The organism is Brachybacterium sp. NPDC056505, from assembly GCF_042794925.1.
Taxonomy (GTDB): Bacteria; Actinomycetota; Actinomycetes; order Actinomycetales; family Dermabacteraceae; genus Brachybacterium; species Brachybacterium kimchii.
Genome location: NZ_JBHTSV010000001.1, coordinates 380,713 through 404,462, shown reverse-complemented (window position 1 = coordinate 404,462; position 23,750 = coordinate 380,713). Strand labels below are relative to the sequence as shown.

Below are 23,750 nucleotides of genomic sequence, written 5' to 3'. Positions count from 1 at the left end.
GTACGAAACCGTTGCCATGAGCGATCTTGGCAACGGTTTCGTACTTCTCGCGGGCAAAAGGCAGCCGGCGGCGGGGCGGCGGCTGGCGACGCGGCGGCCGACGGGGCCGACCGCCGCCAGACAGCCGGCGGCCCGCCGCCCTCACCCCTCGGCGCCGGCGCGCTTCTTGTTGTAGACGTCGAAGGCGACGGCGAGGATCAGCACCACGCCGCGCACGATCGACTGGGTGGACTGGCCGATGCCCATGATCTGCATGCCGTTGGACATGACCGCCATGATCAGGCCGCCGATGATGGCGCCCTGCACCTTGCCCACACCGCCGCTGACGGCGGCGCCGCCGATGAACGCGGCCGCGATCGCGTCGAGCTCGAACATGTTGCCCGCGCCCGGCTGCGCCGAGTTCGAGCGGGCCGAGTAGACGATGCCGGCGATCGCGGAGAGCAGGCCCATGTTCACGAACAGCATCATGTTCACCAGGCGCGTCTTCACACCGGAGAGGCGTGCGGCCTGCAGGTTCCCGCCCATGGCGTAGACATGCCGGCCGAAGACGGTCTGCTGGCTGACGAAGGAGTAGATGAGGATCAGCGCGGCCAGCAGGATCAGCACCATGGGGAGGCCGCGGGCGTTGGCGATCTGCCAGGCGAAGGCCATCACGATGACGGCGACGACGGCGACCTTGACCGCGAAGATCCACAGCGCCTCGACGCTCTGGTCGTAGCGCAGCTTCGCGAGGCGCGCCCGCCACTGCTGGAGCGCGAACACGATCACCACGGCGGCCGCGACGACCAGCGTGAACACGTCGTACCCGGGGCCGCCGAAGAGGCCGTTGAGGAAGCCGCCGGCGATCTTCTGGTACGCCTCGGGGAACGGCGAGAGCGACACGTTGCCCAGGGTCTGCATGGTCATGCCGCGGAAGATGAGCATGCCCGCGAGGGTCACGATGAACGCCGGGATCCCGACGATCGCGACCCAGAACCCCTGCCACAGGCCCACCAGGATGCCGACGCCGAGGGCCGCGAGGATCCCCAGCCACCACGGCAGCCCGTGCTGGATGACGACCACGGCTGCGACCGAGCCGGTGAACGCGACGACCGAGCCGACCGAGAGGTCGATGTGCCCGGCGACGATGATGAGCACCATCCCGATCGCGAGGATCAGGATGTAGGAGTACTGCAGGATCAGGTTCGTGAGGTTGCCCGGGCTCAGCAGCGCGCCGCGGGTGAGCACCGTGAACAGCAGCACGATGAACACGAACGCGATGTAGATGCCGCTCTGGCGGACGTTCCTGGTGAGCAGGTCCTTGATATCGGAGGTTCCGGCCATCGGTGGTCCCTCACTCCCTCTCCATGGTCATGAGCTCCATCAGGTGCTCCTGCGTGGCGTCCGCGGCGCTCACCTCTCCGGTGATGCGGCCGGCGGACAGTGTGTAGATGCGATCGGCGAGCCCCATCACCTCGGGCAGCTCGGAGGAGATCACGACGATCGCCTTCCCCTGCTCCGCGAGCTCGTTGATCAGCGTGTAGATCTCGTACTTCGCGCCGACGTCGACGCCGCGGGTGGGCTCGTCGAGGATCAGCACGTCGGGCTCGGTGAACAGCCACTTGCTGAGCGCGACCTTCTGCTGGTTGCCGCCGGAGAGCTGGCCGACGCGCGAGAGCACCGTCGGCGTCTTGATGTTCAGCGACTTCCGGTAGCGCTCGGCGACGGAGATCTCCTGGTTGCCGTCGATCCAGCCCGTGCGGGAGACCTTGCCCAGCGCCGCGGCGCTGATGTTGCGCCGCACGTCCTGGATGAGGTTCAGCCCGTAGCGCTTGCGGTCCTCGCTGACGTACGCGATGCCGCTGCCGATCGCGTCGGCCACGCCGCGCACGTTCGCGGGGCGCCCGTGCATGAACACCCTCCCGCTGATCTCGCGCCCGTAGGAGCGGCCGAACACGCTCATCGCGAGCTCGGTGCGGCCCGCGCCCATGAGGCCGGCGATGCCGACGACCTCACCGGCGCGCGCGGTGATCGAGACCCCGTCGACGAGGGTGCGGTCGGGCTGGGTCGGGTGGGTGACGTGCCAGTCCTCGATGCGCAGCACCTCCTCGCCGATCTCGACGCTGCGCTCGGGGAACATGCTGTCCATGTCCCGCCCGACCATCCCCTTGATGATGCGCGGGATGAGGCCGCGGCCCGACGCTCCCCCGCCGTGCATGTCGATGGTCTCGATGGTCGAGCCGTCGCGGATGACGGTGGTGGTGTCGGCGATCTCGGCGATCTCACCGAGCTTGTGGGAGATGATGATCGAGGTGACGCCCTGCTCGTCGCGCAGACCGCGGATGAGGCCGAGCAGGTGCTCGGAGTCGTCGTCGTTCAGCGCGGCGGTGGGCTCGTCGAGGATCAGCAGGCTCACGTTCTTCGAGAGCGCCTTGGCGATCTCGACGAGCTGCTGCTTGCCGACCCCGAGCTGACCGACCGGCGTCACCGGGTTCTCGTCGAGGCCCACGCGGCGCAGCAGCTTGAGCGCCTCCGAGTTGGTCTCGCCCCAGCTGATGACGCCCCCGCGGGAGCGCTCGTTGCCCAGGAAGATGTTCTCGGCGATGGTCAGGTGAGGCACCAGGGCGAGCTCCTGGTGGATGATCACGATCCCCTCGGCCTCGGAGTCGTTGATCGAGTGGAAGCTCATGGGGCGGCCGCGGAAGTGGATCTCGCCGTCGTAGGTGCCGGCGGGCTCGACGCCCGAGAGCACCTTCATGAGCGTGGACTTCCCTGCCCCGTTCTCCCCGCAGATCCCGTGGATCTCGCCCTCGCGGACGCTCAGGGAGACGTCCTTCAGGGCGGTGACGCCGGGGAAGCGCTTGGTGATGGAGCGCATCTCGAGGATGCTGTCGTTCATCGGGCCCTCCTTCGGGCTGGAACGCAGGTGCATGCGCCGCGGGCGCGCGCGGCGACCGGATCGACCGCGCGGGCACGGGCGGGGGCGTCGGCCGCGGTGAGGGACTGCTGGTCCCGCGGCCGACGCCGATTCGTCCCGAGCACGCTCAGGCCTGGCCCTTCTCGACCTGCTCCTCCGTGTAGTAGCCGGAGTCGACGAGGATCTTCTCGTAGTTGGACTCGAGCACCATCTCGACGGGCAGCAGGTAGGAGGGGACGACCTTCGAGCCGTTGTCGTAGGTCTTGGTGTCGTTCGCCTCCGGCTCCTTGCCCTCGAGGTATGCCTTGGCGGCGACCACGGCCTGGTCGGCGAGCTTGCGGGTGTCCTTGAAGATCGTCGAGAACTGCACGCCGTCGGCGATGAGCTTGATAGAGGCGATCTCGGCGTCCTGGCCGGTGATGATCGGCAGGCCGTCCTTGATGGTGTCGCCGCGGCCGTCGTTCTGCAGGGCGTTGATGATGCCGCGCGAGAGCGGGTCGGCCGGGGCGAGGACGCCGTCGAGCTTCTTGTCGCCCTTGTAGTGGGTGGTCAGCAGGTTCTCCATGCGCTTCTGCGCGGTCTCCTGCTCCCAGCGCTGGATGGCGCACTGGTCGATGTCGGTCTGCTTGGAGGGCACCTCGAGCACGCCGTCGTCCATGTACGGCTGCAGGGTGTCGATCGCGCCCTTCCAGAACAGGTGGGCGTTGTTGTCGTCGAGCGAGCCGGCGAACAGCTCGATGTTCAGCGGACCCTTCGGGGCGTCGGAGGCCTTCTTGAACTTCTCGTCGAGCAGACCGAGACCGAAGAGCAGGGAGTTCGCCTGGGTGACGCCCACCTTGTAGTTGTCGAAGGTGACGTAGAAGTCGACGTTCTCGCTGTTGGTGAGCAGGCGGTCGTAGGAGATCACGGGGATCCCGGCGGCCTTCGCCGCGTCGAGCTGGCTGGTCAGGGCCGAGCCGTCGATCGAGGCGATGATCAGGGCGGCGACGCCCTGGGTGACCATCTGGTCGATCTGCTGGGACTGGGTGGGGATGTCGTCGTCGGCGTACTGGAGGGTGACCTTGTAGCCCTCCTTCTCGAGGGACTTCTTGATGTTCGCGCCGTCCTGGACCCAGCGCTCATAGGTCTGGGTGGGCATGGCCACGCCGATGGTCTGGTCCTTGGGGTCGGCCTCGGTGTCGGGGCCCGAGGATCCGGCGCCGCCGCCGGAGCATGCCGCGAGGGCGGCGATCGCGCCGAGCGAGCCGGCGCCGGCGAGGAACGTGCGCCTGCTGGGCACGGGATGGCTGCTGGTCATGGTGTCTCCTCTTCGAAACGGTGCCCGCGTCCGGGACTCGCGCGCGCTGCGCGGGTGTCGGGGATGGGGCGGCGGGCGGATGGGCCGGCAGCGGTGCCGGCGGCATCGGATCCACGCGCTGTGGCGTGGAGCACCTTGGATGATAACGTTCACATCCACTGCGGGCGCAACCATTTGCGCGGCCCACGAGGTCACGGAATCGCAACGTTCACATCGGCGTGCGCGACGGGGATGCCGGAGGTCGTGCCGCCGTATCCTTCGAAAGGCCCCACGCACTCCGCCCAGGCGCGCCCCACGCACCTCTCTCCCGCCGACATCCACGGAGCTCCCATGCCGACGACCTCGCGCCGACCCTCGATGCTCGATGTCGCGGCGCGCGCCGGGGTCTCGTACCAGACGGTCTCGCGAGTGCTCAACGAGCCGTCGATCGTGCGCCCGGAGACCCGCGACCGCGTGCTCGAGGCGATCGTCGAGCTCGGGTACGCGCGCAACCGCGCGGCCCGGGCGCTGAAGACCACCCGCTCGGCCCTCGTCGGCGTGCTGTCGGACGGCTCCTCGCTGTTCGGCCCCGCGGAGACCACCGCGGCGATCGAGCGGGCCGCTCGCGAGGCCTGCTACTCGACCCTTCTCGCGACCGTCGCCCCTGGTGAGCCGCACGCGCAGGTCGCCTCGGACCTCGTCGGCTCCGGGGTCGACGGGATCATCGTGGTCGCCGGGCACGACGGCATGACGCCCGTGGCCGAGGCCGCGGCCCGCACCACTCCTGTGCTCTCGGTGTCCTCGGGACCTTTGGATGCGACGGGCGTGGAGGTCGTCGGCGTGGACCAGGCGAGCGGCGCCCGCGCGGTCATCACGCACCTGGCCGACCAGGGCATGCGCCGGATCGTGCACGTGCCGGGCCCCGTCGACTGGTTCGACGCGCGCGCTCGGCGCCGCGGCACCGAGGAGACGCTCGTGCAGATCGGGGCGGACGGCGAGTGCACGGACCCCGGCGACTGGTCGGCGCGCTCGGGATACCGGATCGGCACCAAACTCGCCGCGCGAGCCCTCCCGGACGCCATCTTCGCCGCGAACGACCTGATGGCGATCGGGATCCTGCGCGCCCTGCGCGAGCGCGGCATCGAGGTCCCTCGAGACGTCGCCCTCGTCGGCTTCGACGACATCGAGGGCGCCACCTACACCACGCCCTCGCTCACCTCTGTCACCCAGCCCTTCGCGCAGCTCGGCCGGGCGGCGATGCACCGGCTGCTCGCGCGGCTCGAGGACGGGGCAGGCGCAGCGGACGGGACGGACGGACCAGAGGGGCCGGACGACCCCTCCGCCGCACTCGCGCCGGAGCTCGTCGTGCGGGAATCGAGCCTCCGGCCCCTCTGACGCGGAGCGGCTCGTCGTCCGATCCCGGCCCCACCGCACGACGGTCCCGGCCGCGCGAACGGCTCGCGCGAGAACCCACGCGCGCGCCGTGCAGCACTAGGCTTCGTGCCCGTGACCATGCATCCCGCCTCCCCCACCCCGCCCTCTCCCGGCACGCCCAGCGAGCCGTCGCCCGCGCGCGGTTCCGCCGGTCGCTACGTCGGCCCGGTCCTGCTGGTGCTCGCGATCGCGGCGATCGGGCTGCTGTGGGCGAAGTGGTACCCGTACACGCTGAAGACCATCGGGCTCGCAGAGAGCGGCACGTGGGACGGGTCGGTGCTCTCGGACGCGGCGGTCGACGCGCCGACGTGGTGGCGCGGCGGCTGGGACTTCCTGGTCACCTACACGCTGGCGATCTGGAAGGCGCTGCTGGTCGCGCTCGTCATCTCCGCGGCGGTCCAGGCCTTCCTGGGTCCCGAGAGGCTCGCGCGGCTGATCTCCGGCGGGCGCGCGCGATCCGGCGCCGCCGCGGCCTCGGGGCGGGCCGACGACCGGGGCGCCGCCCGCGCGGCCCTCGCGGGCCTGCCGGCGATGATGTGCACGTGCTGCACCGCCCCGGTGGTCGTCGGCCTGCGGCGCGCGGGCGTCCCGGTCCGCGCGGCGACGGCGTTCTGGCTGGCCAACCCGGTGCTGAACCCTGCTGTCATCGTGTTCCTCGCGATCATCGGCCCCTGGCAGTGGGCCGCGACGCGCGTGGTCGTCGGCATCGCGCTCGTGGCCGTCGCGGTGGTCGTCGCCGGGAGGCTCGCGGGGCGCGGGGCGCAGATCGGCTCGCCCTCGGGCCCCGCAGGCGCCGGCACCGAGCGGGTCGCGATCGCCGCGACTCCCGTCTCCCCTCGGACGGTGCAGCCCGGGGCGGCCTCTGCCGGAGGGATCGCGTCGCAGACCTCCGCCTCCGCTCCCCTGCGGTTCCTGCGCGAGCTGGGACGCCTTGCGGTGCGGCTCGTCCCCGAGTACCTCGGGATCGTGTTCGTGGTCGGCGTGCTGCTGCACCTGGGCGGATGGCGACTGGGGGCGATCGACTGGTCCGTCGCGGCAGTGCTGCTCTTCGCCCTGATCGCCGTGCTCATGGTGATCCCGACGGCCGGCGAGATCCCGGTGCTCCTCGCCCTGGCGGCGCTCGGCGCCGACCCGTGGGCCGAGGGCGTCGCCCTGATCTGCCTGAGCGCCGTCAGCCTCCCCTCGCTGGTCATGGTGGGACGGGCGCTGACCTGGCGGGCCTCGGCCGGGATCGCGGGTGTGGTGCTCGCGGCAGGGCTCGCGGCGGGCGCCCTGCTGGCGCTCTGAGCGGCTGTGCCGCCGCTCCCGGGAGACCGGATCCTCGCGTCGCGTCCGATGTGCACGTTGCCGACCCCGGGTGGGCCTGATCGAATAGGGCCATGACCCACGACGATGTGACCGCTCCCCGCCCCGATGCCGCCGACCTCATCTCCCGGGGGCGCGCGCACCTGGGGATCGAGCTGGGCTCGACCCGGATCAAGGCGGCCCTCGTCGACGATGCGGGGGCCGTGCTCGCGACCGGCTCCTTCGCCTGGGAGAACACGCTCGCCGACGACAGCTGGACCTACCCGATGGACGAGGTCTGGGAGGGTCTCGCCGCCTGCTTCGCGGACCTCGCCGACGCCGTGCGCACGCGCTTCGACGTGCCCCTCACCCGGCTGGCGTCCCTGGGCGTCTCCGCGATGATGCACGGCTACATCGCCCTGGACGCGGACGGCGAGCTGCTCGCCCCGTTCCGCACCTGGCGCAACACCTATACGTCCGACGCCGCGTCCCTGCTCTCGGAGACCTTCGGCCAGAACATCCCCTTGCGCTGGTCCGTCTCCCATCTTCTGCACGCCGTGCTCGGCGGCGAGGAGCACGTGGGGAGGATCGCCGCGATCACCACGCTGTCCGGCCTCGTCCACCGCCGCCTCACCGGGCGCTCCGTGCTGGGCGTGGGCGATGCCAGCGGGATGTTCCCGATCTCCTCCGCGGGCGGCGCGCCGGACTACGACCGCGAGCTCCTCGAGCGCTTCGCCGCGCTGGACGCCGTCGCCGACGTCCCCTGGGATCTCGCCGACCTGCTCCCGGAGGTGCTCGTGGCCGGGCAGAACGCCGGGACGCTCACCGAGGAGGGCGCGCGGCTGCTCGATCCGTCGGGCACCCTCGAGGCGGGCGTCCTCACCGCCCCGCCCGAGGGCGACGCGGGCACGGGAATGGTCGCGACCCAGGCGATCGCCCCGCGCACGGGCAACGTGAGCGCCGGAACCAGCGCGTTCGCGATGGTCGTGCTCGAGCGTCCGCTCGCGACGCCCCGCGAGGAGATCGACATGGTCACGACCCCTTCGGGCGATCCGGTCGCGATGATCCACACGAACAACTGCACGGGCGATCTCGACCAGTGGCTCGGCGTGTTCGCGCAGTTCGCGCAGCTGCTCGGGCACGACGTGGACACCGAGGAGCTGTACGCGCGGCTCTTCGAGGCGGGCGCCGCGGGCGACGCCGACGCGGGCGGGGTGCTGTCCTTCAACTACCTCTCGGGAGAGCACCAGACGGGTGTCGACTCCGGCCGACCGCTCCTCGTGCGCACCCAGCAGGCGAGCTTCACGCTCGAGAACCTCATGCGCGCCCAGCTGCACGGCGCCTTCGGCGCGCTGGCCGTGGGCATGGAGGTGCTCCTCGAGGAGGAGAAGGTGGGGCTCGACGTCATGTACGCCCACGGCGGCATCTTCCGCACGAAGGGCGTGGCCCAGCAGGTCCTCGCCGACGCCCTGCGCACACCGGTCGCCCTCGGCGCGTCGGCCGGCGAGGGCGGCGCCTGGGGCATGGCGCTGCTCGCCGCGCACACGGCGCAGCTGGCGGAGGGGAAGGCCGGCCGGGCCGACTCGGACGGGCCGGCGCGGGGCGGAGCCGAGGAGGCGACCGCGGAGGCGCTGCGCAGCTTCCTGGCCGACGAGGTCTTCGCCGCCCAGGAGGTCACGACGCTCGAGCCGACCGACGCGGGCGCGCAGGGCTACGCCGACTGGCTGGGCGGCTACCGCGCGGCGCTGCCCGTGGAGCGCCTCGCCGGGGAGTCGATCGACTGAGACCGACGGGGCATCCCTCTTTCGCGGCGCTCGCGCGCACTCCTCCGTGCCGCCTTGCGCGAGGTGTCGCCGGAACCGTAATGTGAACGTTGCCATGCTGATGTGTCCGCACGTCGAAGGAGCCCCATGACCCTCGTCCTCACCGAGCTCCCCGAGGCCGCCCAGGAGGCGGTCGCGCGGACCCGCGAGCGCGTCGCCGCTCTGCACGCGGAGCTCCCGCGCAACGGCCTGGTCGTCTGGACCGCCGGGAACGTGTCCGAGCGCGTGCCCCGCCCGTCGGTCGACTCGCCGTCGGACGGCGCGCCGTCGACCGATCCCGCAGACACCCCGGAGCTGTTCGTCATCAAGCCCTCCGGCGTCTCGTACGACGCCCTCTCCCCCGAGTCGATGGTCGTGTGCACGCTGGACGGGGAGAAGATCGCCGACGGCACGCCCGAGGCGCTCTCCCCCTCCTCCGACACCGCCGCCCACGCCTACGTGTACCGGCACATGGACGAGGTGGGCGGGGTCGTGCACACCCACTCGACCTATGCGACCGCCTGGGCGGCGCGCGGCGAGGAGATCCCCTGCGTGCTGACGATGATGGCCGACGAGTTCGGCGGGCCGATCCCCGTGGGCCCGCTCGCCGTGATCGGCGACGACTCGATCGGACAGGGCATCGTCGGCACCCTCCGCACCTCCCGCTCGCGGGCCGTGCTCATGCGGAACCACGGCCCGTTCACGATCGGGCACGATGCGCGCGACGCGGTGAAGGCCGCCGTCATGTGCGAGGAGGTCGCGCGCACGGTCCACATCTCCCGCCAGCTCGGCGAGCCGCTGGCGGTCCCCGAGACTCTCGTCGACTCCCTCTTCGACCGCTACCAGAACGTCTACGGGCAGCGCTGAGTGCCGGCGCCGGCGCGTTCGGCGACTATGAGGTCAGTAACCCCGGTGCCGTGCACCGCTCCACGGATCTCCGGCGCGAGCAGGAGTGATGCCTTCCCCTCGCCGTCACTGTGACGCCCATGGGGCGGCTGGCCCCTTGAAAGAAGTCTGAGAAGGACCGACGCTGGAGGTTCGGCCGACGACGTCCGATGTCCGATGCACGACCCACCAGCCTTCGTCGAAGGGAACTGCTTGAGCTCGCCCATCCCGCCCGAAGCCGCCGACGCGGCGACCGACTCCCCCACCTCCTCGCACGACCGTCCCGCCGCCTGGCCCGAGGACCTCCCCACCACCGTCCATCTGCCCGAGCACCTGCAGATCGACGAGCGCGACAGCGACGACGAGATCACCCAGAAGCTGCGCCGGCAGGGCGCACGCATCGGCCGCGGAACCATCGCCCCCGCCGTCTTCTGGCCCTCCCTGATCGTGATCCTCGCGGTCGCCGTGGGCACCGTGATCGCCCCCGACGTCTCCAGCACCGTCTTCCAGGGCGTGCAGAACTGGATCGTGGCGACCCTGGGCTGGTACTACATGCTGATCATCGGCCTCTTCGTGGCGTTCTCGGCGATCATCGCTCTGAGCCGCTTCGGTCGGATCCGACTGGGCCGGGACGAGGACCGACCCGAGTTCTCGACCCTCTCGTGGTTCGCGATGCTGTTCGCCGCCGGCATGGGCATCGGCCTGGTCTTCTACGGCGTCGCCGAGCCGCTGGGCTACACCACCAACAACGTGAAGCCCGGATGGGACGGCGAGGGCGTGGAGCTCTCCGGTCTGGCCATGGCGCAGACCTTCCTGCACTGGGGCCTGCACCCCTGGGCCTGCTACGCCGTGATCGGCCTGGCCCTCGCCTACGCCGTGCACCGCCGAGGCCGTCCCGTCTCGATCCGGTGGGCGCTCGAGCCGATCTTCGGCGAGCGCGTCAAGGGCTGGGTCGGCGACGTCATCGACGCCCTCGCGATCTTCGGCACCGTCTTCGGCATCGCCACCTCGCTGGGCCTGGGCGTCCAGCAGATCTCCGCCGGCATGCAGGCCATCGGCCTGATCGGCGACGTCAACAACTGGCTGCTCGTGGCGCTGATCGTCGTGATCTCTCTGCTGGCCATGGTGTCCGTGGTCAGCGGCGTCGGTGCGGGCATCAAGTGGCTCTCGAACATCAACCTCTCGCTCGCCGGCCTGCTGATGATCGTGGCGCTGCTGTTCGGGCCCACCGTCTTCCTGCTGCAGAACTTCGTCGAGTCCCTGGGCGTCTACTTCGCCAACGTCTTCCACATGACCCTCGACGTGGGCGCCTACCAGCGCTCCGAGAAGGCGCAGACCTGGTGGTCCGGCGCCACCCTGTTCTACTGGGGCTGGTGGATCGCCTGGGCGCCGTTCGTGGGCGTGTTCATCGCCCGCATCTCCCGCGGTCGCACGGTGCGCGAGTTCATCGCCGGCGTGCTGCTGGTGCCCTCCGTGGTCGGCATGGTCTGGTTCTCGATCTGGGGCGGCAGCGGCCTGTACCGCCAGTGGTTCGGCGCGGGCGACCTCGGCGACATCACGGCCGAGGAGTCGCTGTTCCGCATCCTCGAGGACCTTCCGCTCAGCGGCATCCTGTCGGTGCTGGGCATCCTGCTGGTCGCGATCTTCTTCATCACCTCCTCGGACTCCGGGTCCCTCGTGGTCGACATGCTCGCCTCGGGCGGTCACCCGAACCCGCCGATGTGGTCGCGCATCCTGTGGGCCGCCCTCTCGGGCTTCCTCGCCGCCGCGCTGCTGCTCTCGGGCGGGCTGGAGTCCCTGCAGGCGGGTTCGCTGGCCACGGCCCTGCCGTTCAGCGTGATCCTGCTGCTCATGTGCGTGGCGCTGGTCAAGGCGCTGCGCCTGGACTCGGCGGTCGTCGAGGCGCACGAGCTCAGCGCCCGCCTCGAGCGCGTGACCGAGCACGTCACCGGGTCGCTCCCGGACAACGAGCAGCTGGGCAGCTTCGTCGACGACCGGATCGACTACCGGCTCTCGGCGACCCGCGGCGCCCTCGACAGGGGGCAGCGGGGCGGACGCTCCGCGCGTCCCGGCTCGAAGCGCCGCGAGGACTGACACCTCGACATCTCGGGCCAAGAGGAGGCCGTCGCCCCGTGGGCGGCGGCCTCCTGGCTGTCCGCATCCGGGACGGGATCTCGCGCCGAACCGGCTCCCCACCGTAGGATGTGAACGTTCAACCACGACCGAAGGAGACCCCGTGGACAACCCGTTCGCCGCACGCGAGATCTGGTTCCTCACCGGCAGCCAGGGCCTGTACGGGCAGGAGACCCTCGACCAGGTCGCCGAGCAGTCCCGCACCATCGCCGAGACCCTCGACACCGCGGACGACGTGCCCGTGAAGATCGTCTGGAAGCCCGTGCTCACCAGCCGCGACGCGATCCGCGAGACCGCCCTCGCGGCGAACTCCGACCCGGCGTGCGTGGGCGTCATCGCCTGGATGCACACCTTCTCCCCCGCGAAGATGTGGATCCTGGGGCTCGACGCCCTGCAGACCCCTCTGCTGCATCTGCACACGCAGGCGAACGAGAAGCTGCCCTGGTCGAGCATCGACATGGACTTCATGAACCTCAACCAGGCCGCCCACGGCGACCGCGAGTTCGGGTACATCGCCTCGCGGCTCGGCGTCGAGCGCAAGACGGTCGTCGGCCACGCCTCGCATGCCGACGTCCAGCAGCGCATCGGCCGCTGGGCGCGCGCGGCGACGGGCTGGGCGGAGATGCACTCGCTGCGCCTCGCGCGCTTCGGCGACAACATGCGCGACGTCGCCGTCACCGAGGGCGACAAGACCGAGGCCGAGCTGCGCCTGGGCGTCTCGGTGAACACCTGGGGCGTCAACGACCTCGTCGAGGTCGTCGACGGCATCGAGGAGTCCGCGATCGACGAGCTCGTCGCGGTCTACGACGCCGAGTACGACGTCGTCCCCGAGCTGCAGGAGGGCGGCGAGCGCCGCGAGTCCCTCCGCTACGGCGCGCGGCTCGAGCTGGGCCTGCGCTCCTTCCTCGAGGAGGGCGGCTTCGGCGCCTTCACCACCAACTTCGAGGACCTCGGCGGGCTGCGCCAGCTGCCCGGCCTGCCGGTGCAGCGCCTCATGGCCGACGGCTACGGCTTCGGCGCCGAGGGCGACTGGAAGACCGCGATCCTGGTGCGCGTCGCGAACGTCATGGGCTTCGGCCTCCCCGGCGGCGCCTCGCTCATGGAGGACTACACCTACGAGCTCACGCCCGGCGAGCAGAAGATCCTCGGCGCCCACATGCTCGAGGTCTCCCCGTCGCTGACCACCGCGCGGCCCCGCCTCGAGATCCACCCGCTGGGGATCGGCGACCGCGAGGACCCGGTGCGCCTGACCTTCACGGCCGATCCCGGCCCCGGCCTCGTGATCGCCATGAGCGACATGCGCGAGCGCTTCCGCCTGGTCGCCAACACGGTGCAGATCGTCGCGCCCGACGAGCCCCTGCCGAACCTGCCCGTGGCCTGCGCGGTGTGGGAGCCCGCGCCGAGCCTGGCGACGTCCGCCGAGTGCTGGCTGACCGCGGGCGCCGCCCACCACACGGTGATGACCACGGCGACCGACCTCGAGACCTGGGAGGACCTCGCGGAGATCTCCGGGCTCGAGCTCGCCGTCATCGACGACTCGACCACCGTGCGCTCCTTCGCGCAGGAGCTGCGCGTGAACCAGGTCTTCCACCGCCTCGCGCAGGGCTTCTGAGGCATGGCGGCGAGCTCCGGAATGCGCGGATCCGGCGGTGATGCGGCGAACGGCTCCCTCCCGGGCCTCAGCTGGTCGGGCACGATCGACTACGGCCCGGGGCCCCTGCACCGGCCGACGTCCGTCGACGCGCTGCGCGCCCTCGTCGGCCGCTCCGACCGGATACGAGCGCTCGGCACCCGGCACTCGTTCTCGCGGGTCGCGGCGTCCGACGCGGATCTGGTGACGCTCGAGGCGATGCCGGGCGGCATCGACGTCGACACGGAGCACCGCACCGTGCGGGTCGGGGCCGGGGTCCGGTACGGGGAGCTCGTACTTGCACTCTGGGAACAGGGCCTCGCGCTGCCGAGCATGGGCTCCCTCCCGCACATCTCGGTGGGCGGCGCGAGCGCGACCGGCACCCACGGATCCGGTGACCGCCAGCGCTCGCTCGCCTCCTCGGTGCGGGCGATCGAACTGGTGACCGCGGACGGCGACCTCGTCGGCTTCTCCCGCGAGGCCGACCCCGAGGTGTTCGACGGGATGGTGCTCGCCCTGGGTGCCCTGGGGATCGTCACCCGCCTCGAGCTCGACCTGGTGCCCGCCTTCCGGATGCGGCAGGCCGTCTACCTGGACCTGCCGCCCGAGCAGATGAGCGACACGGGCCTCGGCGCGGTGCTCGCGAGCGCCTACAGCGTGAGCATGTTCCACCACTGGGACGGGACGGCCGCGCAGGTGTGGGTGAAGCAGGAGGCCGACGGCACCCCGGACCCGATGCCGGATGCCTGGCACGGCGCGCGGCGAGCCCCGGGCCCCGTCCACCCGGCCCCGGACATGCCGCCCACGTTCTGCACCGACCAGAGCGGGGAGCCCGGTCCGGCGTTCGAGGTCCTCCCCCACTTCCGGATGGAGTTCACACCCAGCAGCGGCGCGGAGATCCAGTCGGAGTACTTCGTGCTGCGCGAGCAGGTGGGCGAGGCCGTCACCGCCGTGAGCGAAACGGTCGAGCGGATCCGCCCGCTGCTGATCGTCTCGGAGATCCGCTCCACCGCGGCCGACGGCCTCTGGCTGAGCCCCGCCCACGAGCGCGCGAGCGCGTGCATCCACTTCACCTGGAAGAGCAGGCCCGAGGAGGTTCGTGCGGTGCTGCCCGAGGTCGAGGCCGCCCTCGCGCCGTTCTCGCCGCGCCCCCACTGGGGGAAGGTGTTCACGCTCGACGCGGATGCCGTGCGCGCCCAATACCCGCGGCTCGCGGACTTCCAGACGCTGCGGGAGCGGCTGGACCCGCAGCGGGTGTTCCGGAACGAGTACGTGGACGGGCTGCTGGGGGCGTGAGCCCACGGACAGCTCGGTGAGCTGCCCGACGCGTCGGTGAGCTGCCGAACAGCGGGGTGGTGGCGGGTTCAGGACGTGCGCGGCAGCTCACGCACGTATCCTTCCCAGCAACCGTTCGCGCGGCGGCGTCCCCGTCCCGGGCCGCCGTCCCACGGCGGCCCCGTACCCGACCCGCAGGAGACCGCATGCCCGCCGTCCGGCTCACCGACGTCGCGCGAGACGCCGGCGTCTCGCTCGCCACCGCCTCGAGGGTCCTCAACGGCTCGGACAGGGTGCCCGGCAAGGACGTCGCCGAGCGCGTGCAGCGTTCGGCAGCGAAGCTCGGGTACGTGACGAACGCGCAGGCCCAGGCTCTCGCCCGCTCCCGCTCCGGGCTCATCGGCCTCGTCGTCCATGACATCTCCGACCCGTACTTCGGGGAGATCGCCCGGCAGATCCAGACGCGGGTCTTCGCCTCGGGCACGCAGGTGCTGCTCACCCAGACCGACCGCGACGCGGAGACCGAGTCGCGCGCGATCCGGGCGCTGATCGCCCAGCGCGTGGACGCCCTGGTGATCGTCGGTTCCTCCTCCTACGGCGCCAGCTCCGACGAGACCCTGACGGCGATGCTCGAAGGGTTCGCCCGCAACGGCGGCCTGGTGGTCGGGATCGGCCAGTCGCCGGGCGTGGGGCGCACGATCGACGTCGGGGATGCCGACGGCGCCCGTGCGCTCGCGACCGCGCTGGTCGTCGAGGGCCATCGGCGCTTCGCCGTCGTCGGCGCGCACGGCCCCGTGCCCGCGGCCGCGCACCGCACCGGCGGCTTTCTCGCGGGCCTCGCGGAGGCGGGCCTCGAGGCCGAGCTGAGCGTCGAGGCGACCCTCGACCGCCAGGGCGGGCACGAACTCGCCCGGCGCGTCGCCGAGCACCTGCAGAAGGGTGGGGCCAGGGACTCAGCGGCTCCGCTGTGCGTGTTCGCCCCGGCCGACGTCATGGCGCTCGGGGCCATCGGCGAGCTGCGCCGCCAGGGACTGCGGGTCCCCCAGGACGTGGCCGTCGCCGGGTTCGGCGGGGTCCCCGCCGGCCTCGACGCGAGCCCCACCCTGAGCACCCTGGCCCTCCCCCTCGAGCAGATCGCCGACACCGCCGTGGGCTGGGTGCTCGGGGAGGCCGAGGAGGGCCCGGAAACGGAGCAGACCGTCTGGACGGCGCCCGGGGAGACCGCCCTGCGGGAGAGCACGGCGACCGCGTCGCGGTAGGCCACGGCGGATGGTCTCCGCGCGCGCGTGCCCGACGCACGGATTCCGGAAAGGCATCCCGCCTCCGCCCCTGCAGGCCTACCCTGACTCCGCACCTCAGGAGGCCCGTACCCATGTCCTATCTCCGCGCACTCCCCGCGCTGCTCATGCTGATCCTCTACCCGGTCCTCGTGATCGCGCTGGTGGTGATCGTGGTGGCTCTGCTCGTGCTCCTGATCATCGAGCTCCAGTCCGGCCGCGCGATCGTCTTCGCCGTGATCATCCTGCTCGGCCTCCTCGGGGGCATCGGGTACGCGATCAAGGAGCTGGTGACCCGCCCGAAGCCGAGCATCGAGGGCCCTTCCCTGGATCGCGCGCAGGCCCCTGCCCTGTGGGCGCAGGTCGACGAGCTCGCCGCCGCCGTCGGCACCCCCACCGTCGACAGGATCCACGTGCTCCCGGAGGCCAACGCCGCGGTGACCCAGATCGGCGGCGAGCGGATCATGCTGATCGGGCTGCCCGTGCTGGGCGCGATGAGCGTGGGGCAGCTCCGCTCGATCCTCGCGCACGAGCTGGGGCACTACGCGGGCGGCCGGTATGCGCTGGGTTCCTTCCTGCTGCGTGCCCAGGATGCCCTGATCACCATCGCGCGCAACTCCTCGGGCCTGTGGGGTCTGCTGTTCCGCGGCTACGCGCGCCTGTACATCTGGGCGGCGCAGCTGAGCTCGAGGGAGATGGAGCGGGCGGCCGACGGCTTCTCGCTGCGGCTGGCCGGGTCCGACGCCATGGCCTCCGCCTTCGAGCGCCTCGTCGAGACCGAACTCGCCTGGGGCGCCTACTGGAAGAACTTCGTCGGCCCGTCCTTCGCCGTCACCGGGGCCCGTGCCCCGCTGATCGAGGGGCTGCAGCAGATGCTCGTCGAGGAGCACGAGACGATCGCGCCGATCGCACAGCAGGTCATCGCCGAGCAGAAGCCGAGCTGGCAGGACAGCCACCCGCTGCTGCGCGAGCGGATCCAGCGCGCACGCGCGCACCCGTCGCCCCCGGCGCAGCACGGGGACGCCCCCGCCCTCAGCCTGCTGCCCCGGGACATCGACCCGATCGAGCAGACCGTGCTCTCCGACCCCGACCGCGACCTGTGGTCCTGGGACCGGATATTCCAGCGCACGCAGGCGGTCCGCGAGAACCGGAGCGCCTCCGAGCTCGCCCATGACCTGGTCGCGGCGGGCGTCGTCCCCGCCGCGACCCCACGGGCGATCCTCGAGACGCAGGCGCAGGTGCCGGTCGGCGCCCGCATGCTCGCCGTGCCCCAGCAGCGCACCTTCGACCCCGAGACGATCCGGCCCGAGCAGATCCAGCAGCTGCTGTGCTCCACGATCTTCCGGGATCGGATGCTCGCCGCGGGCGCCATGCACATGCAGGTCGACTTCGGATCCGACGCGACCTTCACGGACCAGAGCGGGGTCGTCGACGTCCCCCAGCTCATCGGCGACGGCGGACCGGAGGCCACGCGCCGCGTCCTCACCGAGCTCGAGCGCCGCGGCGCCGACCTCGACACCCCGTACGAGGCGCCGACGTCGGCCGACGCCGAGGCGATCCCCGAGGACACCCTGCTGGCGGCTCTCACCAACGGCTCCGGCACGGGCCTGATGCCGCGTGACCTGTGGGTCCTCCCTCAGGGCCTGCTCATCGTGCGCAGCCGCATCAACGGCTTCGCGATGCTCGCGGGCGGCAGCCGCGAGGACCGCCAGGCCGAGCGCGTCACCCGGCGCCTCGAGCAGAAGGGCCTGCAGGCCCTGCGCGCGGAGAGGGGCTCGATCTGGATCCCGGCCGAGAGCATCGAGGAGGTCAACGTGCGCGGCGGCGGTGTGCGGATCCGCGTGTCCGGGCGCGATAAGGAGCTGAAGGTCAAGCCCGCCCAGTACTCCGCCACGCTCGGCGACATCGGCGAGGCGCTGCAGCGCGTGTGCCCCGGCAGGCTGACCACCGGACGCGGGCGCACGCCCCTCGGCGGCGCCTGACCCGGGCCAGTCACCCGGGCCAGGCACCCTGGTCAGGCACCCCCGTCAGGCGCTGGGCAGGACCAGCTGCTCGAAGTGCTCGCGGATGGTGCGCACGGCATCGGCGACGGGGGTCGCCCAGACGTCCTCGTGGAAGATCTCGACCTCGATCGGCCCGGTGTACCCGGTCCCCGCGATCATGCGGGTGATCGCGGGGAAGTCGATGAAGCCGTCGCCCATGTACCCGCGGGAGTTCAGGGTCTCGGCGGCCAGCGGCAGGATCCAGTCGCACACCTGGTAGCCCAGCAGGCGTCCGCTCGCGCCCGCGCGGGCGATCGACGCCGCGAGCTCCGGGTCCCACCACACGTGGTAGGTGTCCACGATGGCGCCGACGGCGTCGCTGCCCACCTGCTCTGCGATGTCGAGGGCCTGGGCGGTGGTGGAGACGACGCCGCGGTCGGCCGCGAAGATCGGGTGCATGGGCTCGATCGCGAGGCGCACCCCGGCCTGCTCGGCGTGCGGGGCGAGCTGCGCGATGTTCTCCGCGACCCGGTCCCGGGCGGCCGCGAGGTCCTTGTCCCCATGGCTCAGGCCGCCGACGACCAGCACCAGCACATCGGTGCCGAGCCCCACCGCCTCGTCGATCGCGCGGCGGTTGTCCTCGAGCGCTGCGCGGCGGTCGGCAGGGTCGGCGGCCGTGAAGAATCCGCCGCGGCACAGGCTCGTGACCTGCAGTCCGGCGTCGTCGACCCGGCGGCGCAGCTCGGTCAGACCCGTGGTCTCGACGTCCTGGCGCCACAGGCCGATCCCGCCGACGCCCCCGTCGACGCATGCCGCGAGCACCTCATCGATGGGGGTGGTGCGCACGCTCCAGCGGTTGAGGGACAGGCGCGGGACGGGGGCAGGGTGCGGGGTGGTCATGCGAGGACCTCCTGGGGGTCGAAGCCGTGCAGGCGGAGCATCGCGTGCCAGCGCTCGGCGGCCAGGGTCGGGTTCTCGAGGTTCCCGGTGGCCGCGGCGAGCTCGACGATGCGCGAGAGGTGCGGGAGGCTGCGCGCGCTGTGCAGTCCGCCGACCATCTGGAAGGCGCGCTGGTGGCCGTTGAGCCAGGACAGGAACGCGACGCCCGCCTTGTAGTGGTAGGTGGGGGCGGCGAAGACCTGCCGGGCAAGACGCTCGGCGTCGTCGAGGATCGCGCGGGCACGGGCGGCGTCGCCCGCGTCCAGCGCCTGGATCGCCGCCGATGCGGCCGGGGCGGTCGCGGCGAAGGCGCCGAGCAGCGCGTGGGAGAAGCCCCCGTCGGCCGACGGGCCCGGCTCGCCCGCCGAGAGTCCGTCCGCTGCGGGCGTGCTCCTCGGCGACGCCCCGTCCCCCACGATGAGGTGGGAGAAGTGGAAGTCGTCGCCGGTGAGCATGAGGACGCCCTCGGGCAGTCGGTCGCGCACGGCGACCTCCGCGGCGTCGTCCAGCAGGCTCATCTTCACGCCGCGGATCCGCGAGGGATCGGCGGCGATGATGCGCAGCAGGGTCTCCGCGGCCTCGGCGGTGTCGGACGAGCCGAAATAGCCCGCGAGCTGCGGATCGAAGGCGGTGCCGAGCCAGTGCAGCACCACGGGACGGCGGGCGCGCTCGAGGACCCGGGCGTAGACCTCCTCGAAGTCGGCGGCCGAGCGCGCGGCGCGGGCCAGGTGGCGGCTCGCCATCAGCACGGCCCCGGCGCCGGACTCCTCGGTCGCAGCGAGCTGCTCGCGGTAGGCGTCCACGATCTCGTCGAGCGAGAGCTCCGCCTCCTCCCGGTGGTCGGTCGAGACACCTGCGACGACGAGGTCGCTGACCTGCGCGTCCGGACCGAACAGCGGGGCGATCGCGGGGTCGGCGAGCGCCTCGTGGGCGGCGTCGGCGCTGCGGGTGATGAGCTCCCGGGTCGCCGCGGGGTCCAGTCCCATGTTCCGCTGCGCGGTGTCCATGGCGTCGGCGACGCCGAGGCCCCAGGACCAGATCGTGCGGCGGAAGCCGAGCGTCGCCTCCCAGTCGATCGCCGCAGGGGCACCGGGGGTGTTGTCGGCGTGGGCGAGCGGGACCACGTGCGAGGCCGCATAGACCACGCGCGAGCGCAGCGGGGAGGCAGGACGGGCGAACGCGGCCGACGGGGGCAGCGGCACCGTCCTGAGTCCGCCGTCCTCGTCGAGGAGGGCGAGGCGCCGCGCGGGCTGATCCGGGTTCTTCTCCACCATGGTCCTCACGCCTCCGTGAGCGGCTCGAGGGCGATGCGCCGGCCCTGCGCGGAGCTCTCGAGGCCCGCCTCGGCCAGGCGCACGCCGCGGGCGCCGGCGAGCAGGTCGTAGGGGTAGTCGCGGCCCTCGGCCCAGTGGGCGAGGAAGTCCTCCCACTGGGCCTTGAAGCCGTTGTCGAAGCCGTCGGGCCCGGCGTTGTCAGGGATCTCGTGCCAGTCGGCGCGGTAGTCGTGCGCGTCGGGCACGTCGGGGTTCCAGGTGGGGCGCGGGGTCGCCGCGCGCGGCTGGATCTTCGCTCCCCAGAGGCCGACGACGGCACTGCCGAGCGTCCCGTCGACCTGGAACTGCACGAGCTCGTCGCGGTCCACGCGCACGTCCCAGCTCGAGTTCATCTGCACGACCGTCCCGCCCTCGAGGCGGAAGACGCCGTAGGCGGAGTCGTCGGCCGTGGCCTCGTAGCGCTCGCCCTTCTCGTCCCAGCGCTCCGGGATGTGGGTCGCGACCTGCGCGTACACGTCCTCGATGCGGCCGAAGAGGTTCTCGATGACGTAGTTCCAGTGGGGGAACATGTCCGCGACGATGCCGCCGCCGTCCTCGGCGCGGTAGTTCCAGGAGGGGCGCTGCGGGCTCTGCCCGTCCCCCTCGAACACCCAGTAGCCGAACTCGCCGCGCACCGAGAGGATGCGCCCGAAGAAGCCCTCCTCGACGAGGCGGCGCAGCTTGAGAAGGCCGGGCAGGTAGAGCTTGTCGTGGACGACGCCGCTGACCACGCCCGCGGCCTTCGCCTCCCGGGCGAGCGTGAGGGCGTCGTCGAGGGATTCGGCCGTGGGCTTCTCGGTAAAGATCGCCTTGCCGGCGGCGATCGCCTTGCGGATGTTCGCGACCCGCAGGTTCGTGACCAGGGCGTCGAAGTAGATCTCGAAGCGGTCGTCGGCGAGCGCGGCGTCGAGGTCGGTGGTCCACTCGGTCAGGCCGTGGCGCTCGGCGATCGTGCGCAGCTTCTCCTCGTTGCGGCCGACGAGCAGCAGGTCGGGCACGAGGCGGGTGCCGTCGGCGAGCTCGACGCCGCCCTGCTCACGGATCGCCAGCAGGGACCGCACGAGGTGCTGGCGGTAGCCCATGCGGCCGCTCGCGCCGTTGAGGATGATGCCGATGCGTCGCTCTGTCATGGAGGTCTCCTGGTGTCCGGCGGCGGTGCCGAGTCGGGTGCGTCGGGGCGGCGACCGTCGGGTCATCGCGAGCGCGATGCGGGTAACCGCTTTCCCGCATCGTAGACCATGGGCGGGGCGGGGTGTCGAGGAGGGGGGCGGGCGGGCCGCGAGTGGCGGACGGCGGGCAGCGGCTGCGGGCTGCAGGCGGCGGGCGGCGATCCTCGGTTCATCCCGACCGCACTGTCGTCGCTCTGCGACCACTTCGTGACGAGTTCATGCGGTTCTCGTACCGTGGTCCGCGGGAGCCGTTATCCCGCCACCATCTGCTCGAAGGAGAGCACGCATGACGCAGCAGCCCCCTCCTGCCGGTCCCGCCCTCGCCGCCCCGGTGCGGCCCACCCCGTCGGCCCGCGTCCGCCTGCATCCCCTCACGCCGGGCGCCGCCCGCATCGACGGCGGGTTCTGGGGCCTGCGCCAGCAGCGCAACCGGCGCGACGCCCTGCGCGCGGGGCACGAGCAGCTCGAGTCCTCCGGCACCCTGCAGAACTTCCGGATCGCCGCCGGGACTGCCGAGGGCGAGGCCCGCGGCATGATCTTCCAGGACTCCGACGTGTACAAGTGGCTCGAGGCCGTGGCCTTCGAGCTGGGACGCGAGGACGACGCCGATCTGCGGCGCCTCATGGAGAAGGTCACCGCGACCGTCGCCGCCGCACAGCAGGAGGACGGATACCTCAACAGCGTCCACCAGCTGCGCCACTCCCTCGAGGAGCGGTATACGAACCTCGCGTGGAACCACGAGCTGTACTGCTACGGCCACCTCATGCAGGCCGCGGTCGCGCAGTCCCGCAGCGCCGGCGATGACGCGCTGCTGCAGGTGGCGCTGCGGATCCTGGACCACCTCACCCGCGTGTTCGGGGCCGCCGGGAACGAGGGCGTTCCCGGACATCCCGAGATCGAGATGGCCCTGGTCGAGCTGCACCGCGAGACCGGCCGGGCCGACGCCCTGGACCTCGCGCGCTCCTTCCTCGAGCGCCGCGGGCACGCCACGACCTCGAAGGATCCGGGCCCGGGCTACTTCTCGGACCGAGTGCCGGTGAGGGAGGCGACGACGGTCGAGGGGCACGCGGTGCGCGCTCTCTACCTCGCCGCCGGGGCGACGGACCTCGCGATCGAGGACGACGACGCCGAGCTCCTCGCCCACGAGCAGCGCCTGTTCGCGACGACGCTCGCCACCAAGACCTACGTGACCGGCGGGATGGGATCGCGCTGGGACTGGGAGGCCTTCGGCGACCCCTTCGAGCTGGGCACGGACCGCGGCTACGCGGAGACCTGCGCGGGCATCGCCGCCGTCCAGTGGGCTTGGCGGCTGCTGCTCGCCACGGGCGACGAGTCCTTCGCCGATGCGATCGACCGCCTGCTGCACAACGCCGTCCTGCCCGGCGTCTCCCTCGCCGGCACCGAGTTCTTCTACGTGAACTCGCTGCAGCTGCGCGAGGGCGCGATCGCCGACGAGGGCCGCTCGATCGCGCACGGCAGGCGCGGCTGGTTCGACTGCGCCTGCTGCCCGCCGAACGTCATGCGCACCCTGGCCAGTCTCGACCAGTACGTCGCGACGTCCGACGAGGCCGGGCTGCAGCTGCACCTGTACGCGACCGGCCGATACAGCACACAGGTGGACGGTGCTGACTTCGCGATCGAGGTCGCGACCGACTATCCGCACGACGGCACGGTGCGGATCCGCGTCCTCGCGGCGCCGAGCGCCGAGGCCGGGCTGACGCTGCGCGTGCCTGCATGGGCCGACGGAGCGTGGCTGGAGGACCCGGCAGGGGCCGATGGTCAGGACGCTTCGACCCCGCTCTCCCCCGGTGCCCACACCGTGCGGCGCATCTTCGCCACCGGTGAGGAGCTGGTGCTGGAGCTGCCGATGAGCGCCCGCTTCGTCACCGCACCGCACCGGGTCGATGCCTCGCGAGGCGCGGTCGCCCTGGAGCGCGGCCCGCTCGTCTACGCGCTCGAGCAGGCAGACCAGGAGGGCGAGCGCACGGTCGACGACGCGCTCGTCGACCCCTCCGCGCCTGTACGGGAGCAGCGGATCGACGCGCTCGACGGTGTGGTCGCGCTCGACGTGGCGGGCTGGGCCGCTCCCCCGCCGTCGACCGTGAGCGGCGAGGGCGACGTGCCCGCGGTGACGCAGGCGTGGCCGTATCGCGCCTGGTCGGGGACGGCCTCCGAGCCGACCCCGCACACCTGGCGGGCGATCCCCTACTACGCGTGGGCGAACCGGGAGATCGGACCGATGCGCGTGTGGATGCCGCTGCGGGATCGATCGTGACGTCACGAAGCGCGCCGCACTCCGCGAGCACCGTCCGATAGCCGCCATCCCCATTCTCATGGCGCCTCGCGGCCCGTGAGAAGTACGAAACCGGTTGGCAGAAAGCGAGAGGGCAACGGTTTGGAAATAAAAACGGGCGGTGGGGGGGGGGCCCCCGCGTTAGGGGTGAGACGGCGCGGG

16 protein-coding genes are annotated in these 23,750 nt (G+C 71.9%); 10 read left to right on the top strand and 6 right to left on the bottom strand.

Annotated features, from left to right (window positions below):
- Nucleotides 1-141: 141 nt before the first annotated feature.
- From mmsB to chvE, 3 genes are all read right to left on the bottom strand, one after another.
- Nucleotides 142-1,323, bottom strand: a complete 1,182-nt coding sequence (gene mmsB / locus ACFQ53_RS01795; protein WP_377854470.1) for a multiple monosaccharide ABC transporter permease — start codon at nt 1,321-1,323, stop codon at nt 142-144.
- A gap of 10 nt (nt 1,324-1,333) precedes the next feature.
- A complete protein-coding gene (mmsA, locus tag ACFQ53_RS01790) occupies nt 1,334-2,878 on the bottom strand; it encodes a multiple monosaccharide ABC transporter ATP-binding protein (RefSeq protein ID WP_377854466.1) in 1,545 nt (514 codons plus the stop codon).
- Between the two features lie 145 nt (nt 2,879-3,023).
- Nucleotides 3,024-4,193 carry a multiple monosaccharide ABC transporter substrate-binding protein gene (chvE, locus tag ACFQ53_RS01785; RefSeq protein ID WP_200503524.1) on the bottom strand — a complete coding sequence of 390 codons (1,170 nt, stop codon included), beginning with the start codon at nt 4,191-4,193 and terminating at the stop codon, nt 3,024-3,026.
- Between the two features lie 330 nt (nt 4,194-4,523).
- Between chvE and ACFQ53_RS01780 the strand changes: the two genes are divergently transcribed.
- The 9 genes from ACFQ53_RS01780 to ACFQ53_RS01740 all read left to right on the top strand — a co-directional run bounded on the left by ACFQ53_RS01780 (nt 4,524) and on the right by ACFQ53_RS01740 (nt 17,874).
- Nucleotides 4,524-5,567, top strand: a complete 1,044-nt coding sequence (locus tag ACFQ53_RS01780; RefSeq protein WP_377854461.1) for a LacI family DNA-binding transcriptional regulator — start codon at nt 4,524-4,526, stop codon at nt 5,565-5,567.
- 117 nt (nt 5,568-5,684) lie between these two features.
- On the top strand, nt 5,685-6,893 hold the full coding sequence (locus ACFQ53_RS01775; protein ID WP_377854488.1) for a permease: 1,209 nt from the start codon (nt 5,685-5,687) through the stop codon (nt 6,891-6,893).
- A gap of 92 nt (nt 6,894-6,985) precedes the next feature.
- Nucleotides 6,986-8,674, top strand: a complete 1,689-nt coding sequence (locus tag ACFQ53_RS01770) for a xylulokinase (protein WP_377854458.1) — start codon at nt 6,986-6,988, stop codon at nt 8,672-8,674.
- Between the two features lie 126 nt (nt 8,675-8,800).
- Nucleotides 8,801-9,559: an L-ribulose-5-phosphate 4-epimerase gene (locus ACFQ53_RS01765; RefSeq protein ID WP_377854455.1), complete on the top strand. Its 759-nt coding sequence runs from the start codon at nt 8,801-8,803 to the stop codon at nt 9,557-9,559.
- A gap of 231 nt (nt 9,560-9,790) precedes the next feature.
- The gene (locus ACFQ53_RS01760; protein ID WP_377854452.1) at nt 9,791-11,671 is read left to right on the top strand and encodes a BCCT family transporter; all 1,881 of its coding nucleotides are present in this window, start codon (nt 9,791-9,793) and stop codon (nt 11,669-11,671) included.
- A 142-nt stretch (nt 11,672-11,813) separates the two neighbouring features.
- Nucleotides 11,814-13,322, top strand: coding sequence for an L-arabinose isomerase (gene araA, locus ACFQ53_RS01755; protein WP_377854449.1), 1,509 nt, complete (start codon nt 11,814-11,816; stop codon nt 13,320-13,322).
- A gap of 3 nt (nt 13,323-13,325) precedes the next feature.
- Complete coding sequence (locus ACFQ53_RS01750; RefSeq protein WP_377854446.1) at nt 13,326-14,636, top strand: FAD-binding protein; 1,311 nt, start codon at nt 13,326-13,328, stop codon at nt 14,634-14,636.
- Nucleotides 14,637-14,821: 185 nt separating this feature from the next.
- The gene (locus tag ACFQ53_RS01745) at nt 14,822-15,874 is read left to right on the top strand and encodes a LacI family DNA-binding transcriptional regulator (protein WP_377854443.1); all 1,053 of its coding nucleotides are present in this window, start codon (nt 14,822-14,824) and stop codon (nt 15,872-15,874) included.
- 113 nt (nt 15,875-15,987) lie between these two features.
- On the top strand, nt 15,988-17,874 hold the full coding sequence (locus ACFQ53_RS01740; RefSeq protein WP_377854440.1) for a M48 family metallopeptidase: 1,887 nt from the start codon (nt 15,988-15,990) through the stop codon (nt 17,872-17,874).
- A 45-nt stretch (nt 17,875-17,919) separates the two neighbouring features.
- Here ACFQ53_RS01740 and ACFQ53_RS01735 read toward each other — a convergent pair whose 3' ends face one another.
- Genes ACFQ53_RS01735 through ACFQ53_RS01725 form a run of 3 tightly spaced genes read right to left on the bottom strand, consistent with a single transcriptional unit; the run spans nt 17,920 to nt 21,256 of the window.
- A complete protein-coding gene (locus ACFQ53_RS01735) occupies nt 17,920-18,774 on the bottom strand; it encodes a sugar phosphate isomerase/epimerase family protein (protein WP_377854438.1) in 855 nt (284 codons plus the stop codon).
- Nucleotides 18,771-20,087: a DUF993 family protein gene (locus ACFQ53_RS01730; RefSeq protein WP_377854485.1), complete on the bottom strand. Its 1,317-nt coding sequence runs from the start codon at nt 20,085-20,087 to the stop codon at nt 18,771-18,773. Before ACFQ53_RS01730 ends, ACFQ53_RS01735 begins: the two co-directional genes overlap by 4 nt.
- 5 nt (nt 20,088-20,092) lie before the next feature.
- The gene (locus ACFQ53_RS01725) at nt 20,093-21,256 is read right to left on the bottom strand and encodes a Gfo/Idh/MocA family protein (RefSeq protein WP_377854435.1); all 1,164 of its coding nucleotides are present in this window, start codon (nt 21,254-21,256) and stop codon (nt 20,093-20,095) included.
- Nucleotides 21,257-21,581: 325 nt separating this feature from the next.
- On the opposite strand from ACFQ53_RS01725, the gene ACFQ53_RS01720 reads away from it, so the two are divergent.
- On the top strand, nt 21,582-23,570 hold the full coding sequence (locus ACFQ53_RS01720; protein ID WP_377854432.1) for a glycoside hydrolase family 127 protein: 1,989 nt from the start codon (nt 21,582-21,584) through the stop codon (nt 23,568-23,570).
- Nucleotides 23,571-23,750: the final 180 nt, after the last annotated feature.

What these genes read in the sequence shown, in the direction of transcription:
- mmsB (WP_377854470.1), bottom strand. Translation starts at nt 1,323, where the DNA reads ATGGCCGGAACCTCCGATATCAAGGACCTGCTCACCAGGAACGTCCGC.
- mmsA (WP_377854466.1), bottom strand. Translation starts at nt 2,878, where the DNA reads ATGAACGACAGCATCCTCGAGATGCGCTCCATCACCAAGCGCTTCCCC.
- chvE (WP_200503524.1), bottom strand. Translation starts at nt 4,193, where the DNA reads ATGACCAGCAGCCATCCCGTGCCCAGCAGGCGCACGTTCCTCGCCGGC.
- ACFQ53_RS01780 (WP_377854461.1), top strand. Translation starts at nt 4,524, where the DNA reads ATGCCGACGACCTCGCGCCGACCCTCGATGCTCGATGTCGCGGCGCGC.
- ACFQ53_RS01775 (WP_377854488.1), top strand. Translation starts at nt 5,685, where the DNA reads ATGCATCCCGCCTCCCCCACCCCGCCCTCTCCCGGCACGCCCAGCGAG.
- ACFQ53_RS01770 (WP_377854458.1), top strand. Translation starts at nt 6,986, where the DNA reads ATGACCCACGACGATGTGACCGCTCCCCGCCCCGATGCCGCCGACCTC.
- ACFQ53_RS01765 (WP_377854455.1), top strand. Translation starts at nt 8,801, where the DNA reads ATGACCCTCGTCCTCACCGAGCTCCCCGAGGCCGCCCAGGAGGCGGTC.
- ACFQ53_RS01750 (WP_377854446.1), top strand. Translation starts at nt 13,326, where the DNA reads ATGGCGGCGAGCTCCGGAATGCGCGGATCCGGCGGTGATGCGGCGAAC.
- ACFQ53_RS01745 (WP_377854443.1), top strand. Translation starts at nt 14,822, where the DNA reads ATGCCCGCCGTCCGGCTCACCGACGTCGCGCGAGACGCCGGCGTCTCG.
- ACFQ53_RS01740 (WP_377854440.1), top strand. Translation starts at nt 15,988, where the DNA reads ATGTCCTATCTCCGCGCACTCCCCGCGCTGCTCATGCTGATCCTCTAC.
- ACFQ53_RS01735 (WP_377854438.1), bottom strand. Translation starts at nt 18,774, where the DNA reads ATGACCACCCCGCACCCTGCCCCCGTCCCGCGCCTGTCCCTCAACCGC.
- ACFQ53_RS01730 (WP_377854485.1), bottom strand. Translation starts at nt 20,087, where the DNA reads ATGGTGGAGAAGAACCCGGATCAGCCCGCGCGGCGCCTCGCCCTCCTC.
- ACFQ53_RS01725 (WP_377854435.1), bottom strand. Translation starts at nt 21,256, where the DNA reads ATGACAGAGCGACGCATCGGCATCATCCTCAACGGCGCGAGCGGCCGC.
- ACFQ53_RS01720 (WP_377854432.1), top strand. Translation starts at nt 21,582, where the DNA reads ATGACGCAGCAGCCCCCTCCTGCCGGTCCCGCCCTCGCCGCCCCGGTG.